Origin of the sequence: Lactobacillus gigeriorum DSM 23908 = CRBIP 24.85 (assembly GCF_000296855.1) — a bacterium.
GTDB classification, from domain to species: Bacteria; Bacillota; Bacilli; order Lactobacillales; family Lactobacillaceae; genus Lactobacillus; species Lactobacillus gigeriorum.
In genome coordinates, this window is the sequence record NZ_CAKC01000037.1 from 1 (window position 1) to 17,524 (window position 17,524).

Genomic DNA, 17,524 nt, shown 5'->3' on the forward strand with positions numbered 1-17,524 from the left:
ACGAGATAGAATTGAGGCGGTGAGAATTATGGATATAGCAGAGAAAGCAAAAATAAGAGAAGAATACTATAAGAAGAGGTACCGCGAAGAAGGTCTCAAAGAAGGTAGAGCTGTAGGTTTACAAGAAGGCTTGAAGAAAGGCAAAAAGGAAGGCGAAGAGATCGGTCGCCAAAAAGAACGAGAAAGATATCTTATTAATGCAATCCAGAATTTAAAGGCTAAGGAAATTGATTTCGAAACTGCTAAAGACAACATAGAAATTATTTTTGGCCAAGACTTTGAAGAAAAACAGATTATAGCTGAGTTGAATCGAGTATATGGTACACATGCATAAAAGGCTATATTCAGCTTGGTTCAGGCTCTAAAACAAAATAAAAGTCCTATTAAATCAAGGTTTATTAATACCAAGATTTAGTAGGACTTTTTAGTTATTAATAATCTTTAGACTAATCGTTTCCTGATCTGACCTGAAATCCAGTCGATAATCACAACCATGACGATAATTCCAAGTAAGATAATTCCGACCCGGTTCCATTGACGATATTGCAAAGAAATAATCAATGGATAACCGATACCACCGGCACCAACCAACCCAAGGATTGAAGCGGAACGAATCGAAACGTCGAACCGGTACAAAGTGTTGGAAATCAAAGCTGGCATTAAGTTAGGCATAATTGAAAACATAATAATATTGGTCTTTGACCCACCAACTGAAGTAACAGCTTCATTAGGTCCATCTTCCAAGTTTTCAATCGCTTCTGAGAACAGCTTCGCAAGCATCCCTACTGAGTGGAACCCCAATGCTAAAACACCGGCTGCCGAACCAGGACCAACGGCCTTGATAAACATCAAAGCCAAAATGATTTCTGGGAACGAACGAATGATTGCCAAAACAATCTTACCGCTTCGAGATGCATACCACTTTTTATGTCTAGTGTTAGCTGCCCAAAAAGCAAAAGGCAAGGAAATAATGGCAGAAATAAAAGTACCTAAGAAAGCAATACAAATCGTTTGCCACAATTGCGATACCAAGTCTTCGCCACTGCCATTGTAGACATAACTCCAATCAGGATGCAAAATCCCAGAGAAAATCGCTCCTGCAATTTGAGCTGCCGTGGCTTTGATACCTGAAAAGTCAATTCCTATACATGACCAGATGATCAAGGCAATTGTTAAAATAGTACTTGCCCAGTGAATGATCTTTTTCTTCATATCAACTGGTTTTGGAGGTAACTGTTTATATGTCGTATTCATTAGCGCATCAAAGCCTCCCGTGATTTAGATGAAATGTAGTCGATGATTACCACTACTACGATGATAACGATAATAATCGTACCTGTCTTAGCGTAATCAAAGACTTGTAACGTTTGTTGGAGGTATAAACCGATACCACCAGCACCCAAGTAACCTAAAACAGTTGAAGCTCTGACGTTGATTTCAAAAGCATACAAAACATAAGAAATGAAGTAGGTCATGATCTGAGGCAAAACAGCGAAGTGAATGATTTGCAATTTATTTGCTCCAACAGCAATTAAAGCCTCAATTGGACCAGGATCAATGGTTTCAATGGCTTCGTAAAATAGCTTAACTACCACACCAAATGTGAACACAGATAAAGCTAAGATACCAGCAACTGGTCCGATACCTACGATGGCAACGAAAATTGCACCCAACAGCAGATCCGGAATCGTTCTGATGATGTTCATGATTACTCGCAAAGTTCCAGTAACGGCTTTATTTTTCACAATATTACGCGCAATTAAAAGTGAGTAGACAAACGCTACGATCGAACCAAACAACGTACCCAATACCGCCATCTTGATCGTTTCTAACAAGAGGGGAATAACTGTACTGGAGTAGCTCCAGTCAGGATGCGACATTTGCACAAAGATTTCAGTAAATTGACCGAAGTTAGCAAATAATTCGCTTAAGTGGGTATTAGTTACATTGATGGAGACGAATAAACCCGCAACGAGAATAACTATCCAAGCCAAATTCATGAATTTGAATTTTTTCTTGGGCAAGCTCATTAAATCTTGCTCAGTTTTACTCATCTTCGTCCTCACTTCCATTTCCACCATTGTAAATATCAGTAAAGACTGATTCAGGAGTTTCGCTCATCTTGCCGTCGTAAACAACTTCACCAGCACGGATACCAATTACGCGGTTACCGAATTCCTTAGCAAGTTCAACGCTGTGCAAGTTGGCAACAACCGTCATACCATATTTTTCATTGAGCATTCGCAAGTCATTTAAAACTCGTTCAGATGTTCTTGGATCAAGCGAAGCAGTTGGTTCGTCGGCCAAAATAATCTTAGGATTTTGTGCCAATACACGCGCAATTGCGACACGTTGTTGTTGACCACCAGACAATTCGTCAGCTCTTGCATAAACTTTTTCAGCCAAGCCAACTTGTTGCAGTGCTTCATAAGCCTTTTGCTTGTCTTCTTTAGTAAATAAGTTGAACGTAGTCTTCCAAGTTGGATAATAGGCTACTCGACCAGTTAAAACGTTGCGTAAAACGCTAGAACGCTTAACTAAGTTAAAACTTTGGAAAATCATACCAATATCCCGGCGAATCAAACGCAAGTTCTTGCCCTTGGCCTTAGTAATTGATTTTCCATCAATTAAAATGTCGCCTTCAGTAATATCATGCAAACGATTGATCGAACGAAGCAAAGTCGACTTACCGGCACCAGATAAACCTACGATCACCACAAATTCACCTTGGTTGATCGTTAAGTTAATATCTTTTAAGCCGACGGTTCCGTTGTCGTAAACCTTACTTGTATGCTTCAATTCAATAATTGGCTTTACGGAATCTGCCATTGATTATTAACCCCTAACTTATTTTTACTTTTGTGCGGCTGCAGCAATCTTATCGTATTTACGGATTACATTGAAGTCGCTGTCTTTTGCGTAGTCATAACCTTCATGGCTGTATACGCTTTCGATAACCTTCTTACCTTCTGGTGATTTACCAACAGCGATGAAGGCCTTAGCTAATTTCTTTTGGAAAGCCTTTGACATATCTGGACGAACTGAAATAGTGTCGTTTGGAATAGGCTTAGTAAAGTAAATTGGCACAACTTGGCCCATAATCTTTGGATTATCAGCTTTAACAGTATTACGTGCATCTTCAAAGACGAAGGCTGCATCAGTATCGCCGTTCAAAACGTTCAAGACTGCTTGGTCGTGACCAGTTACAGTAACCAACTTAGAGTCCTTAACAACATCAAGGCCCTTTTCCTTCAATTCAGCAACTGGGAAAATGTAGCCAGCACTCGAAGTTGGGTTTTGTACGGAAATGCTCTTACCCTTAAGGTCCTTCCATGACTTGATCTTTGAACCCTTCTTAACAAGGATTTCTGAGCGGTAGAACTTAACAAGCTTATCAGTTTGCTTTCCACCTGGTTGAGAAATACCATAACGTTCAGCTTGCAAAAGCAAATCAGCTGCACCTTGCTTGTGGGCTAAAACGTAACCATCAGGTGGCAAGAAGCCAACATCAATCTTCTTTGACTTCATAGCTTCGACAACAGTGTTGTAGTCAGTTGACATTGAAACGTGAACTGGAATACCTAAGCGCTTTGAAAGCATCTTTTCAAGAGGCTTAGCACGAGCTTCCAATTTAGTTGCAGCCTGACTTGGAACAAATTGAATGTTCAATGATTTTGGTGTGTAGCTCTTTGAACTATTACTTGAGCTTGAACCTTTTGAACATGCTGCAACACCAGCAGCTACTAATAAGGTAAGTGCACCTACGAGCAGTTTTTTTAACTTTTTCATCTTGTCCTCCCATATGAATTGATGAAAAACCTATCTAACAAACAACACCATAAAAAAGACTTAATATGAAAACGGTAAAAAACCGATCATATTAAGTCTTCTAAATAGCATTTTTAATTAAAAAGCGAACGAATTGAAATTGGGGCACGAAAGCAGACACTACGACCATTGGAACAATTGCATTAAATTTTACAATCTTTGAGCATGCCATGTCGATTTCCCCCACCTTTCAAGAAGTTGCGTCCGTTTGTAATGATGATAACAGAAACATTCGGATTTTATCAAGAGTTTTAGTAATATTTTACAAAAAAAGATCAGCCCTTTACCTGCTGATCTTTCTATTAATTAAGCTTTTGGCTTAATTGGATTATTATCAATATCTGTTCTTACGATCAAAACATCAGCTAAAGCATGTTGATTTACGTATTCGGTAACCGAGCCCATCAACATTCTTTCAACTGCATTTAAACCGGTAGCCCCCATTACGATCAAAGAATTGTGGTGATCCTTAATGAAATCATAGGAAACAATCCGCTTCGGGCTACCATAACGAATATGGTAGTCAAGATCCTCAAAATCAAAATTGTCTTTAGCCCACTTTTGCAAGCTCTTAAGATATTCTTCTGAATCTTGGGTCATTTGGTAGATCGTATCGCCAGAAATTAATGTATCTTGCATTTCGCCCATGAATTGACGCGTATCAATTACGTTCAAAACATCCACATGAGCACCATCGCGCTTAGCGATTTTAACTGCCTTGTCAAAAGCTCTTTCGGCAGATTCTGAACCATCAACTGGAACAAGAATACTTTGCTTTGAATTTGTCATTGTTTCATCCCCTAGGAATTATATTAACGTTTTCATATCTATTCTATCATAATTTTTCCTTATCTAATCCTGTTTAATTGTCGGAAAGCTGATTTCTTGTTAAAATTAAACTCATGTCTAAAAATTCGAAAGGGGGATTTTTTCATGGAAAAACTTAAAAATCAATTACTTGGCGTTACTAGCGGTCGAAATTTTCGCGAGCTAGGTGGCTATGAAACTTTATCTGGCAAACGAATTAAATTCCACAAATTATTGCGGACCGGTCATTTAGCTGACCTTTCAGAAGCAGATCAAGCTTTTTTAGCTGATTATGGCGTTAAATATATCGTTGACTTCAGAAGTAGCGAAGAAGTAACCAGGCAGCCAGATCGAGTACCAGAGGGCGCTACTTATGAATTCGACCCTGTATTCAGTGAAGATTTGACCAATTCATCTAAGAGTATCGATCGTTTAGACGAATTATCTCAAAATGATGCCCAATTTGGGTTCGATCATATGTTGATTGCCTATGAAGATATGATCAGTAGCGAATCTGCTCGCAATGCTTACCGCAAGCTTTTTGCAACTATGCTTGCGAACTCCGCTGAAAACGAAGCTTTAATCTTCCACTGTACTGCTGGTAAAGATCGAACTGGCTTTGGAGCCCTGCTAGCTCTTACCGCTTTAGGCGTTCCTTTAGCCACAATTCGTGAAGACTATCTACTTACGCGTATCACAACTAAAGATTTTGTTGAACACTTAATTGAAAAAGAACGTCAGGCTGGCAAGAACGAAAACACTTTGAAATCAATTTACGATATTCAAACCGTTTATCCAGAATATCTTGATCATGCAATCAAAGTCATCAACGACAGCTACGGTAGCGTCAACGACTATTTGCGTGAGATCATGCACTTGTCAAGTGGCGATTTGATGGACTTAAGACGAATTTATCTTGAAAAGTAGGCCAAGGAAATTGGCTTATTTTTTTGCCTAGAATGCTAGATAACATGATAAAGTATAAGTAGTTATTGTTTATTTATTAGAAAGTAGGACCGCTATGACAAAAACAAAGACCGTCTATTTTGGTGCAGGTTGGTTTAACGATATGCAAACCAAGGCTTATGATGAAGCTATGGCTGCTTTAAAGGCTAATCCCACCGTTGATCTTGAAAACAGCTACGTACCCTTACAAAACCAATATAAAGATATCAGGGTTGACGAACATCCTGAATATCTTCATGACATCGAATGGGCTTCCGCAACCTACCACAATGATCTAATTGGTATTAAAACCAGCGATATCATGCTCGGCGTTTATCTTCCAGATGAAGAAGACGTTGGTTTAGGAATGGAACTAGGCTATGCTTTAAGCCGTGGCAAGTTCATTTTATTGGTCATTCCTGATGAATATTATGGCAAACCGATCAACTTGATGAGTTGGGGAGTTGCTGACAACGTAATTAAAATGAGTGAACTCAAGGATTATGACTTCAACAATCCTCGCTTTAACTACTATGAGGGTGCTGTTTATTAAAAAAGAGCTGATCATCCGATCAGCTCTTTTCTTATGCGTTATATCTTGATTCACCATCAAGATAAGTCTCTACTAAAGTCAGGTCTGGGTTCAAGACAATGAAATCGGCAGCCTTGTCTGGCTTAATCGAACCGCAGTCTGCTAAGATATGTGCACTCTTCGCTGGCACGTATGACGCCATCATAATCGCCTTTTCTGGAGTTACGATATTCCAGTCAACGACATTCTTAACCGCTTGCTTCAATTGCAAAATACTTCCAGCTAAATTATCGCCTTTCTTAAGTCGAGCCATGCCGTCTTTCACATATACTGGCAATTCACCCAGCATGTAGTCGCCATCTGGCATCATCCCGGCTTCCATGCAGTCTGTGATCAAGGCAACGTGTTCTGGACCAACAGCATTGATCAAGGCTCTTGCCATTGCTTCTTCAACATGGTGGCCATCGCAGATCAATTCGTCGGTAACATTGTTCAAAGCCATGGCTGCGTTAGAAATCGTCGTGCCATGGTGAGCAGGATCAGGCATGCCGTTGAAGGTATGGGTGAACATGCTGGCTCCGGCTTCGATCCCAGCTACCGCTTCGTCAAAGCTAGCGCTGGAGTGCCCTAAGGCAACGACTACGCCTTCCTTAACTGCTTGACGAATAAATTCCTTAGAGCCCTTGCGCTCAGGCGCCATCGAGATCTTCTTAAGCATGCCATCTGAAGCTTCAAGCCACTTATTAAAGACTTCGATGTCAGGATCGAGCATGTACTTAGGGTTCTCAGCTCCTGCATGCTCTTCGGTAAAGAACGGTCCTTCAAAATGGATTCCTTGAATCTTGGCTCCCGTCTCTTCGCCTCGATGAGCGGCAAACATACGGCAAATCTCGGTCAGGGTCTCGTCAGCTGCCGTGATGGTGGTTGGCAGCCATGAAGTTACGCCGGCACTGAGCAAAGCTTCAGAAAGCTTATTGATACCGTCCCAGTCGCTGTGCATGACGTCTTCTTTGACCGAGCCGTGGATGTGGGTATCAACCAACCCAGGGGCAATCCACTTGCCAACATAGTCGCGAATCTCGCCCTCTGGCTTGTTAGCTTCTGGATAGTAGAAGCCAAACTTGCCATCATCAGTGACTTCAAGATAGCCGCCGTTTTCAGTTCGATTTTCTAGGAAAAATTTATCCGCATGAATGTAATAAGTCATTTTTTCTACCTTCTCTACAATCATTACCTGTTTAAAATACTACTTTCCATTTTAACCAAAGAAATTGGTCTTTACCAGTTTTTGTTGGCGGATAAAGCCAATTGAATTCCGTTTTTAGCCATAATTTGGTTATAATAGAAACAAAGTCTAAATAGGAAGAAGCACATAATACAAGCTATGCAATTAAATCGACACCAATTAGGTCAACTTGTCGGCGCAAATAAACGCGAACACTTCTATGAATTACATTATGCGACTGGCGAGATTGCCCATTTATATATTTTAGCGGATGGAATTTTCCGTTATTTTCTCGATCCTAATAATAATTTCGACGAAGCACATACTGATCTAGTTCAACTTGAGAATTTCGACAATAGCTACTTTGAAAAATCTCGTCCTCGTGCTACCAGCGATTCCTTGATTATTCAAACTGGCGACTATCAGTTGATTTTCCAACAAAAGCCAGCAACGATGACGATTTTCGATAACCATTTGCATCGTAGTCGGATGAGTCAATTGAGCCCGCTTGAAATTGCTCCAACTCAAACGTGCGAAATTCTACAGCAAAATAAAAATGAATTCTACTTTGGTGGTGGTTTGCAAAATGGCTCTTTTAGCCATAAAGGCAAGCAGATTGAAATTAAGCACGACCAAATTACAGGAGCCGGCGGTGTAATTAGCCAAGTACCATTTTTCTGGTCAAATGCTGGATTTGCGGAATTTCGTAATACTACTGCTAACGGTAGCTATGACTTTGGTAGCATTAATCCTCAAGCTAGCAAGATCGCCCATAATGACGGCATATTCGATAATTTTTACTTACTCGGCGATTCCCCAAGCCAATTATTGGCTAAATACTACTTATTGACAGGACAGCCTTTAATGCCACCAAAATATAGTTTAGGCTTGGGTTACCTTGGTAATTTTGTCTCTACAATGTGGCAACCGAGTGAAGCTAAGCAACGTAACGCCAATCTTTTTGAAGATGGTGGTTATTATGTACGAACCCAAGACGAAACGGCAGCAAGTGGCAAAGCATCATTAAATGGTGAAGAGGAATATCAATTTTCAGCTAGAGCAATGATCGATCGTTTCCACAAACGCGATTTCCCACTTGCTTGGTTTGTTCCTAACTATCAAGTGCCGGTAGAAGCTGCAACTTTTGCTACTTTCAGCGAGTATGCCAAAACCCAAGGCGTTGAAAGTGGGCTCTGGACCAACTCTAGTCCTGCTTTTGCCAAAGGCTTTAGCTTCTTAGCCACTAACGACAGCTCATCAGAAACTTTGAAGCGTAGCAGCAATGTCCTTAAAGAATTGCTGGATCATAAACGACAATTTATCTTAACCAATAATGGCATTGCGGGTAGTCAAAAGTCAGCTGCCTTGTTCTTCGGCGACAATGGTGGTAATTGGGAAAATATCGGTACCCAAGTTGCCGGTTTCATTGGCGCTGGTTTATCAGGAGAACCACTTGTTGGTAGTAGCGTCGATGGTACGCTTGGTGGTGGCAATGCGCAGATTGCAATTCGCGATTTCGAATGGAAAGCTTTAACGCCGCTACTTTTCAGCATTGATGATCAAGGTAACTACAGTAAGCATCCCTTTGCCTACAATCACAAAATGACGCAAATCAATCGTTCATATTTAGCTTTGCGCAAGCACTTAACGCCTTACTTGTACACTCTGCTATACCAAGCACAATTAGGCAACCCAATTGTCAGAGCCTTGTTCTTGGAATTTCCACATGAACAGATTAACTACACCAGTCAGGTTAAGCATGAATTTATGCTTGGAAGCAACTTGTTAGTAGCACCAATCACGAATGGTCGCGAAGATGGCGCCGGCAACTCACGTAAAGATAATCTCTACTTACCAAGTCACCGCATGATGTGGATCGATCTCTTCACTGGTGAAAAATATATGGGTGGTCGCGTTTATAACCAACTGTCTTACCCAACTTGGCATTTACCAATCTTTGTTAAGGGTGGGGCTATCTTCGACTTGGGTGATCGCAACTTTGTCTTTTATCCTCATGGTCAAAGCGAGATCACTTTCTATGATGACAACGGTAATATCGATTATCTTCACCATCATACCGAGACTAAAGTGTCTAGCACTCTTGAGGGTAGTCAATTAACAATCGTAATTGAGCCTACTAAGGGTGATTTCACTGGAATGACAACAGAAAAAGCCACTAATTTGGTTATCTTATGTGACGAGTATCCTGATGGCATTAGTCTAAAAATCAATGATCAACCAGTCAAAATGCAAGAATACGGTACAGTTGATACTTTTGCACATGCACGAGAAGGCTTTTTCTACAATACCAACTACAACTTGTTGCCAGAATTTGCTCAATATCAGCCTAAGGGTCAAACTGCTCTTCAAATTAAACTTGCGCCACGTGAAATTACCGATAGTAAAATTGAATTGACTATCCGTAACTTCAATTATGGAGCTCAAACCTTAGTTCATTCAATCACTGATTCTTTGCTTCGCTCACCTAAGCAGCCAAGCGTCGATCAAGATCAAATTACGGCTCATTCACTCACAATTACTTGGCCAAAAGTTACAGATCAAGTACAAGTAGAAATCAATGGTATTTTGTACGATGGTATTTCTGGCGATAGCTATACTTTCCATGAATTAACGCCTAATACGCGCTACCTCATGAGATTAAGAAATGTTTCAGGCAACAAAGCTTCTGAATGGTCCGAGCCATTTGGAGCAATTACTAAACGTGCTGCCCGTGATTATGCAATCCATGGCGTTAAAGTAAAATCAAACTATGAAGCTAATCCAGAACATCCATTGGCTTATTTGACCGATCTAAAATCAGCTAGTGAGTGGCAAACTAAGGATAAGTTTGATGAAACTAATCCGCTGACTTTAACCTTTACTTTCGATAAATTGGAAAAACTAAGTCGCATGACTTTTGTTCCACATAATATCGATCATCAAAATGATCCAACTGAGGTTAGCGTAGAATTATCACTTGATGGCCAAAACTTCGAACCTTACGGCAACCATTATGCTTGGAAAGCTGACAGCAAAAATAAAGTTATTGGCTTGCGTGACGTTCAAGCTCGCGCCGTTAGATTAACGATTCATCAATCTTCAGGCCCACTGGTAGCAGGAAAAGAAGTCGTATTCTATCGCGATAAGTCATATTTTGATAAAACTGAATAAATAAAAAGACGACACTGATCAAAAATGATCACGTGCCGTCTTTTTACATCCCTAGCCAAGTCAAGCTCAGCTTAAACCAACTGGCTAAATGTTCGTCGTTTGGCCAACCATGTTCATGATAATTTGCTAAGCCAAAGCCATGGCCACCCGTTTCAAATAAATGTAGCTCAGCAGGAACTTCAGCTTCCCGTAAAGCTTGTAAATAACTAATTGAATTTTCTACTAGAACAATTCGATCATCTAATGCTTGAAAGATAAAGCTTGCTGGTGTTTCACGTGTAACTGCTAGAGCTGTATCGTTAATCTTAGGATCAGCTGGCAATAAGTCATCCCTTCCCTCAGGCATAGGGAAGCCGATCTTTTTTATATCAATTAATGGATAGCCCAAAATCGTTTTATTTGGCAAGACTTCATCTTTATCATAGCCATATTCTGCTTGATAAATTGGACTAACCGCAAAATAATTAGCGGTTGTAGTTACATGTCCACCAGCTGAAAAACCAAGCGTTACGATTTCATCCGTAAAAGTACCATATTCATCGGCATGATCACGATAAAACTTAACTGTCGTCAACACATCCAAGGCAGCATCAGGATAGATCATGCCTGGATCAGTTATCAAATTATATTCAACGATAGCCGTATTGAATCCCGCTTCATAATATGCCAAAGCCACTGGAGTACTCTCTTTTTTTGACAAATGATCAAAACTACCTCCGGGAACGACGATCATTACGGGTCTTTTACCACTTTCAGCCGCATAAGTTCTTAAGGTGAACTCGCGACCAGCAAAATTCTTTAAAGTTAAGTTTGCTTGCTTCATTTTTTCGCCTCATTTTTTATCATGCTTCTTGAAATTAAGACTGTTGCTAAAGGTACGGTCAACAATACCCCAATTAAAGAATACATGATAATCAACGCTTCGTTAACGAATAATTTTTCATTGACTACTTCACCAAAAGAATAGCCTAGGCGGAAATACCATAAAAATAGGGACAAAAAACTGCCGAACATTCCGAACAAAATGGTATTCATTGCCGTTCCCAACACATCCTTGCCGATGCTCGTACCACTTTTTTCTAGTTCTAGTGGGGTGATCAGTGGATTATGTTTTTTCAATTCCAATAATCCTGAACTCATCGCAACCGCTGCTTCAGCTACGGCTCCCAAGGTTGAAAAGATTGCAACTGTTACTGCAATCAATGGATAGCTGATTCCTGGCATTTGCGATAACCCAACCAGCACTTCCCCTGCTTCTGGACCAAGCCCTGCTGCTTGTGCTAGCCATTGACAGCCTAAAATCAAGAGTCCAACTAACAAACATACTATGAAAGCTGCCAAAAAGGAATTTTTCGCCACGGTATAATCATGAGTTCCAAGATAGATGATCGTCGCCAATTTTAGCGGGATAAAGATTACCGTTACTATTGGAATACTTACGCCCCATGAAATCAACATTGCAACCAGGATCAATAAAAAAGTATTGATCAAGACACTGAAAAAGCTACGAATTCCCGTTTCGCCCCCTACTACCGTCATCAAAATCGCTAATACAATTACTAATGCCAATAAGGTACTCACTTTTTCTCACCTGATTTCTGTACTTTTAAAAACCATAAACTGCAGCCCGTCGCAAAAATAACGGTCAAAACAATACTGATTGCGGAAATTGTACTCTGCGTTGCTCCTAATGACAGGGTAAAACCAAAGGCTGAACCTAAAGTATTATTGTCACGTAAATATAGAATAGTCATCGGCAATGCTTCTGCCATAAAAATCAGCACTAAGACGTTAATCAATGGGCCCATGATTTCTTGTCCCATGGTCCGACCACTTTTCATTAATTCTTTAGCCGTGATATGAGGCTTTTGCTGGACGATTTCATATAAGCTGGACACAATATCCGTAGCTTCGTCCATTACTGCTCCTAGAACCCCTAATAAGGTCTGAGCTAAGAAAATTCCTCGAGGATCTTGAGTTGCATAATCACCAGTTTCATATTTCATTTCTGACTGCCCAGTTAACTGCATGATCAAAAAGGCTAATCCAAAAGAAACGAATACTCCTAGCAAGGTCGCGACCCAAGTTGCTAGCATCTTGCGATTCCATCCTTGAACTATCAATAAACTTACAAATGAAAAGATGATGTCTGCTAACCCGAAGACTAGAATAATCTGTGTACCATTAAGCTTAACATCAAGAACAATCACACCATAGAAGATCAACCAGCTAAGCGCCATTGAGAGGATCAATAATAAACTGTGTTTCCCTGCTACTAATACCATCAACGCTAGTGTAATCGTCAAAGTCAAAACCAATACCCAATCACGCTTAGGATTAACCAAAGCTAAGCTACCCTTTTTTAAACTGACAAAAACCCGTTGGCGTGGACGGTACTTTTCAGTTACTAATTGTGATGGATAATACACGTTTTTTACTGTGTATGTCTTTCCTTTTTGTTTACCTGAGAGAATTTGTAAATGTAAAATTTGTTCTCTTGTCTGGTCATAGTTGTTATAAACATCTCGGTTATTTTCAATTAACCGATCTTCGATTTGATGATCGGTAACTAGCGCTACCTCATCTTTTTGGTAAATATCAGTGGCAAAATAAGTTACAGCCGTTAAGATCGACCCTAAGAGCAGAACTCCTAATGCCCACCAAAAGCGTTTCTGTTTGAGAATCATAGTTATCCTTCTTTCAGCCTGCAGTTTTCAGCTAGAATCAGTTATAGCAAAGGTCGGGACAAATGTCCCGACCTCTCAATAAAACTTTATAAATTTAAAAACTTTTGCCACCAATGCTTCTTTTGATCGCGCAATTGCATATCCTCCAATGTTCGATGTACATTTGCACTTGCACGTTTTTTAGCATTTTCTTTGGCCTTATTCAAAATTTCGTCATGAACTTCTTGTTGACTTTTATTTCGATCAGCAGCTACTTCCTGACGCTTCTGTTCAGGTGTTTTAGCGGTTTCTTCCGCCATTGATTCACTGCGAGTTGGACCATTATTAACTACGATTCCCGAAATATCAGGTAAAGCAGCAATCGCTGGATCGACTTCTTGATCTTTTGGTGCTGCTAACTGCTTTTGGTTATCGAGCAAAGTCTGATTTTGCTTTTCTACCCGTGCCAATTGTTCCTGCAATTGCTTAATCGCTTGATTCTGGCTGGCAATTGTTTGCTGGAGCGCACCCAGCAATTTAACGACTTGAGCCGTATCCATCAAGGCTTGATTTTCGGTGCTATCTTCAACTTCGTCTGGTTTACTTTCGCTAACTGCATAAATTTGTCTTGCAGCTTCTTTGAGCGTTTTACCCTTTTCTTTAGCTAACTTATGCAATGCATCTAAATCTTCTAAGTCTTTTTGATGATATAGGCGCGCTTTTTGCTTAGTTCGTTCAAAGTAATCAGGATTGCCGGTTACTTGTTCAACGATCAATGAATACTTGCGAAGCGTAGCTGCACTAATTCCTAACTGCTTGGCTGCACTAGCTGGTGCTGTCAACTCTTCAAAATCTCTTTTGCCAATTGTCATATCTGAATACTCCCACTAACCTTATTTAATCGTGCTTGTGCAATAAAGTCTTCTTGTGGGCATAACGAGCTTGACCAGTTTCAATCAACTTAGTGATTAATTCAGTATAAGGAATTCCAGCTTCTTCAAATAGCTTAGGATACATACTGATGTTAGTGAATCCAGGCAAGGCATTTAATTCTGTCAAAACTACGCGTCCATCGGCCGTAAGCATGGAATCGATTCTTGCTAAACCTGAGCATTCAGTTACTTGGTAAACTTTAAGAGCATTGCTACGAACTTGTTCAACGATTTCAGCTGGCAATTTAGCTGGAATTTCCAAAGTTGAAGTTGAATCAGCAGCATACTTGTTTTCGTATGAATACCATGAACCAGCAGCGTTTGTAATTTGACCAACGCCAGAAACGATGGGGTGATCATTGCCTAAAACAGCAGTTTCAACTTCTGTACCAGGAATTGTTTCTTCAACCAAAACTTTATCATCATATTTGAATGCTTCTGCTAAGGCTTGTTCATATTCAGCCTTGTTAGTTACATGGCTAACGCCAACTGAAGATCCTTGATTTGATGGCTTAACGAATAGATCTGTTCCCAATTTTTGACTAACGAAATCATAGTTAAGCTTGTCATTAGCCTTATCTTCATATTCAGGACGCTTAATCGTCAACCAATCAGCAACTGGTACGCCGACGCGTTGTGCCAAAATCTTAGTAAATTCCTTGTCCATAGTAACAGCGGCTGCTAAAATGTCATCCCCAACAAATGGCTTATCAAGTAAACGGAATAAACCTTGTAAACCACCGTCTTCGCCCAAATTACCGTGAACGATTGGGAAAAAGACATCGATTTCAGGTAGATTAGTTAATTCGATCAAATTAGATAAGTTAGTCACTTTATGTGGATTCTTCACTTGATAAGTTGGATCCTTCAATACCTTGAAAGATTCTGCTTCATCTGCAAAATAGCCATCATTGGTTACCCAAATAGGGTGAACGTCATATTTATCTTTATCAATTGCATCATAGATATTGCTACCAGACATAATTGATACTTCATATTCAGATGAATTTCCACCAAAAATTAATCCTACTTGTGTTTTTTTAGTCATAAGTCTAATCCTCTTTAATCATCAATTTTATTGTCACTGTTTTTAATTATAAACGAATACGCTTAATAAATACGTAAAAATGAGGAATATTTTTTCTAAAGCTTTTGGACACAGGTTATAATTAAGGTGAAAGGATTGGTTATGATGACATTGACGCTTAAACAAAGATTGATGACCATTGCTTTAAGCTCGCTCTTAGCCCTTGTTTCCGCTAGTCCAGTTTTGGCAGCAGATTTTAGCCAAGGCGAAATTACGCAAGTTCATCAATTTCAAAAAAACTATGCAGATCTTGATAAGACTCGCTACGATCGGAATAGTCTCTATGAAAAATCACCTGTCTTTGCGACTGATTTTTCAGCAGGTAAACTTAAGCCCAAGTATATTGAAGCGCAATTAGCTTACATTAACTATTATCGTAGCCTATTTGGCTTGATGCCAGTTACGGCTACTGAGATTGCTAATGAAAATGCCCAACAAACTGCAGCTGTAATGGCCGCAATTAATGCCAACCCTTTTATCAATCAACATGGTTTATCCAATGAAACTAAGCCCAACTACCTTTCATCTTCAATGTGGAAGTTAGCTCAAGATACTTCTGAAACTTCTAACCTGAACTTCAATGTTAATAATGAATCTGCAGGTGACGTAATTACCGATCTGTTGACAGACCGCTACAATCTAACCGGTTCTGATACAGGACACCGGGCTTGGATTTTATCGACTAGATTAACGACAACTGGTATCGGTGCTGCTTATGGAACTAATGGCTACCGCTATTCAGTACAAAAAGTTTTGAATATCAAGGATTTGTTTAACGAACCCTCACAGCCATTGATCTGCTATCCGGCAGCTGGATTATTTCCAATTGAATTAGGTAAAGGAAAAAATATTGCTTGGTCGTTATACCTTTCCAACAAGGTCTACCTGGGCAAGCCTAAAATCACGATTACTGATCTTGATACTGGTAAGAACTATCAAGCTACTGATGTGACTAACTATAGCAGTTCAGGCTATGGCAATTTCAAAACCATCATCACCTACTCTCCTGGTAAAACGCCTTTGATTGAGGGTCATGAATACCACGTGCAAATTAAAGACCTTTATAACTACCGTTTTAAATTCTTTAGACAAGAAACAGTTAGTAGTCGCCAAGAAACCCAGGAAAAAGCCCAAACATATCAAACGGCATCGCCACAAAAAAACGCGAACCAAGAGTCGGCGTTCTCGACACAAAGCGCGAAACTTTGGGCTATGTTTAATCCCAAGAATCAATCTCGGAAAGTTTTTAATTACTTTGATGCCTTAAAGAAAGGACAATGGAAGCAAAACTTCTTCATTCATAATTTCCTTAAGGACCTACATTTATAAAACTGTACTAAAAAAGGAAGCCTAGATGACTTCTTTTTTAGTTTATTAGAAATGTAATAGCGTCCCTAAAAAGATCGTAATTGCTTGTGCCGTAACTACGATTTGGAAATTCTGCAATGCTGTTACAAAAGTTTCAGATTTAACTTGCTTGTGTAAGAAAGTTTGCACGTTTTTTCTTACCAATGGGAAAGTAAGCAAGCTCAATAACGACATGTAAGGTGCAATGTGCAAAATTCCCGTTACAGCAATAAAGATATATGGGAAGTATGCTAGTACTTGATATAATACCAATGCTTTATCAGCCCCAAAGACTACTGGCAAGGTATGACGACCATTAGCTTTGTCTAAAACACGATCAGACAAGTTATCGGCCAGCATTACGTTTGACGTTAATAACCAAGCAGGAACGCAGATTAACACTACCGTCAATAAAGTTAACACATTGCCACTAATGGTAAAGTTGTAGCCATTAGCTGCTGGGGTAAAGTTTAAAGCCAACAATTCATTGTAATTGCCATTAACAAAAATGAATAAAAATGGGATTCCTAGTCCTTGTGCCGTACCACTAAAAATCTCTCCCAATGGCATCCGTGAAATAGGAAATGGGCCAGCGGTGTAAAAAGCAAAAATCAAAAACATGGCTCCACCCAAGAAGAAGAGCATCCAATTAGTTCTAAAGCAGAGCCATAAGCCCAATCCTGATCCGATGGTAACCATGGCACCAATCACACTGAAAGCTTGCTTAACTGAAATATGTTCCACTGTCATTACGCTGATCTCTTTGAAGTGATCGTCTTTGGCCATAACATAGTCCATTACCGTATTAACGCCAGTAATCATATTGTCAAAAATCATTGAGCCTACGAAGAAGATCAAGCTATTTTGTAAATTCCAGCTACCACCAATAAAGAAAATAATAGCTGCTCCCAAAACATAACCGAATAATGATAGTACCGAAGTATGAATTTTTACAAAACGCAAATATTGTTTAATTGTCATTCT

The 17,524-nt window shown here is 39.7% G+C and carries 16 protein-coding genes and 1 pseudogene; 5 read left to right on the plus strand and 12 right to left on the minus strand.

From position 1 onward, the window contains the following. Nucleotides 1–334 (plus strand): annotated as a pseudogene (locus BN52_RS03175) (hypothetical protein); the annotation flags it as partial. Between the two features lie 107 nt (nucleotides 335–441). Here the strand turns inward: BN52_RS03175 and phnE (BN52_RS03180) are convergent. From phnE (BN52_RS03180) to BN52_RS03200, 5 genes are all read right to left on the minus strand, one after another. Continuing rightward, nucleotides 442–1,254 (minus strand): phosphonate ABC transporter, permease protein PhnE, encoded by an 813-nt coding sequence (gene phnE / locus BN52_RS03180; RefSeq protein ID WP_008472748.1) that lies wholly within the window; start codon nucleotides 1,252–1,254, stop codon nucleotides 442–444. Further along, the gene (gene phnE / locus BN52_RS03185; RefSeq protein WP_040473343.1) at nucleotides 1,254–2,054 is read right to left on the minus strand and encodes a phosphonate ABC transporter, permease protein PhnE; all 801 of its coding nucleotides are present in this window, start codon (nucleotides 2,052–2,054) and stop codon (nucleotides 1,254–1,256) included. Before phnE (BN52_RS03185) ends, phnE (BN52_RS03180) begins: the two co-directional genes overlap by 1 nt. Beyond that, nucleotides 2,047–2,829, minus strand: a complete 783-nt coding sequence (gene phnC / locus BN52_RS03190; RefSeq protein WP_008472751.1) for a phosphonate ABC transporter ATP-binding protein — start codon at nucleotides 2,827–2,829, stop codon at nucleotides 2,047–2,049. Before phnC ends, phnE (BN52_RS03185) begins: the two co-directional genes overlap by 8 nt. Nucleotides 2,830–2,853: 24 nt before the next feature. Further along, nucleotides 2,854–3,789 (minus strand): phosphate/phosphite/phosphonate ABC transporter substrate-binding protein, encoded by a 936-nt coding sequence (locus BN52_RS03195; RefSeq protein ID WP_008472752.1) that lies wholly within the window; start codon nucleotides 3,787–3,789, stop codon nucleotides 2,854–2,856. Nucleotides 3,790–4,134: 345 nt separating this feature from the next. Then, the gene (locus BN52_RS03200) at nucleotides 4,135–4,617 is read right to left on the minus strand and encodes a universal stress protein (RefSeq protein ID WP_008472754.1); all 483 of its coding nucleotides are present in this window, start codon (nucleotides 4,615–4,617) and stop codon (nucleotides 4,135–4,137) included. A 144-nt stretch (nucleotides 4,618–4,761) separates the two neighbouring features. Between BN52_RS03200 and BN52_RS03205 the strand changes: the two genes are divergently transcribed. After that, complete coding sequence (locus tag BN52_RS03205; protein WP_008472755.1) at nucleotides 4,762–5,562, plus strand: tyrosine-protein phosphatase; 801 nt, start codon at nucleotides 4,762–4,764, stop codon at nucleotides 5,560–5,562. Between the two features lie 94 nt (nucleotides 5,563–5,656). Then, nucleotides 5,657–6,133: a nucleoside 2-deoxyribosyltransferase gene (locus tag BN52_RS03210; RefSeq protein ID WP_008472756.1), complete on the plus strand. Its 477-nt coding sequence runs from the start codon at nucleotides 5,657–5,659 to the stop codon at nucleotides 6,131–6,133. A 31-nt stretch (nucleotides 6,134–6,164) separates the two neighbouring features. Here BN52_RS03210 and nagA read toward each other — a convergent pair whose 3' ends face one another. Then, complete coding sequence (nagA, locus tag BN52_RS03215) at nucleotides 6,165–7,319, minus strand: N-acetylglucosamine-6-phosphate deacetylase (RefSeq protein ID WP_008472757.1); 1,155 nt, start codon at nucleotides 7,317–7,319, stop codon at nucleotides 6,165–6,167. Between the two features lie 177 nt (nucleotides 7,320–7,496). Between nagA and BN52_RS03220 the strand changes: the two genes are divergently transcribed. Further along, nucleotides 7,497–10,508 (plus strand): TIM-barrel domain-containing protein, encoded by a 3,012-nt coding sequence (locus BN52_RS03220; protein WP_008472758.1) that lies wholly within the window; start codon nucleotides 7,497–7,499, stop codon nucleotides 10,506–10,508. 43 nt (nucleotides 10,509–10,551) lie between these two features. Here BN52_RS03220 and BN52_RS03225 read toward each other — a convergent pair whose 3' ends face one another. The 5 genes from BN52_RS03225 to BN52_RS03245 all read right to left on the minus strand — a co-directional run bounded on the left by BN52_RS03225 (nucleotide 10,552) and on the right by BN52_RS03245 (nucleotide 15,154). Beyond that, complete coding sequence (locus BN52_RS03225; RefSeq protein WP_008472759.1) at nucleotides 10,552–11,331, minus strand: alpha/beta hydrolase; 780 nt, start codon at nucleotides 11,329–11,331, stop codon at nucleotides 10,552–10,554. After that, nucleotides 11,328–12,089, minus strand: coding sequence for a YibE/F family protein (locus BN52_RS03230; protein ID WP_008472761.1), 762 nt, complete (start codon nucleotides 12,087–12,089; stop codon nucleotides 11,328–11,330). Before BN52_RS03230 ends, BN52_RS03225 begins: the two co-directional genes overlap by 4 nt. After that, the gene (locus BN52_RS03235) at nucleotides 12,086–13,195 is read right to left on the minus strand and encodes a YibE/F family protein (RefSeq protein ID WP_008472762.1); all 1,110 of its coding nucleotides are present in this window, start codon (nucleotides 13,193–13,195) and stop codon (nucleotides 12,086–12,088) included. Before BN52_RS03235 ends, BN52_RS03230 begins: the two co-directional genes overlap by 4 nt. 86 nt (nucleotides 13,196–13,281) lie before the next feature. Next, nucleotides 13,282–14,046: a transcriptional regulator gene (locus tag BN52_RS03240; protein WP_008472763.1), complete on the minus strand. Its 765-nt coding sequence runs from the start codon at nucleotides 14,044–14,046 to the stop codon at nucleotides 13,282–13,284. Between the two features lie 25 nt (nucleotides 14,047–14,071). Further along, nucleotides 14,072–15,154: a D-alanine--D-alanine ligase family protein gene (locus BN52_RS03245; protein ID WP_008472764.1), complete on the minus strand. Its 1,083-nt coding sequence runs from the start codon at nucleotides 15,152–15,154 to the stop codon at nucleotides 14,072–14,074. 144 nt (nucleotides 15,155–15,298) lie between these two features. Here BN52_RS03245 and BN52_RS03250 point away from each other — a divergent pair, with 144 nt between their 5' ends. Then, a complete protein-coding gene (locus BN52_RS03250) occupies nucleotides 15,299–16,522 on the plus strand; it encodes a CAP domain-containing protein (protein ID WP_420843278.1) in 1,224 nt (407 codons plus the stop codon). A 45-nt stretch (nucleotides 16,523–16,567) separates the two neighbouring features. Here the strand turns inward: BN52_RS03250 and BN52_RS03255 are convergent, their stop codons facing one another. Further along, nucleotides 16,568–17,521 (minus strand): UbiA family prenyltransferase, encoded by a 954-nt coding sequence (locus tag BN52_RS03255; protein ID WP_008472766.1) that lies wholly within the window; start codon nucleotides 17,519–17,521, stop codon nucleotides 16,568–16,570. Nucleotides 17,522–17,524: the final 3 nt, after the last annotated feature.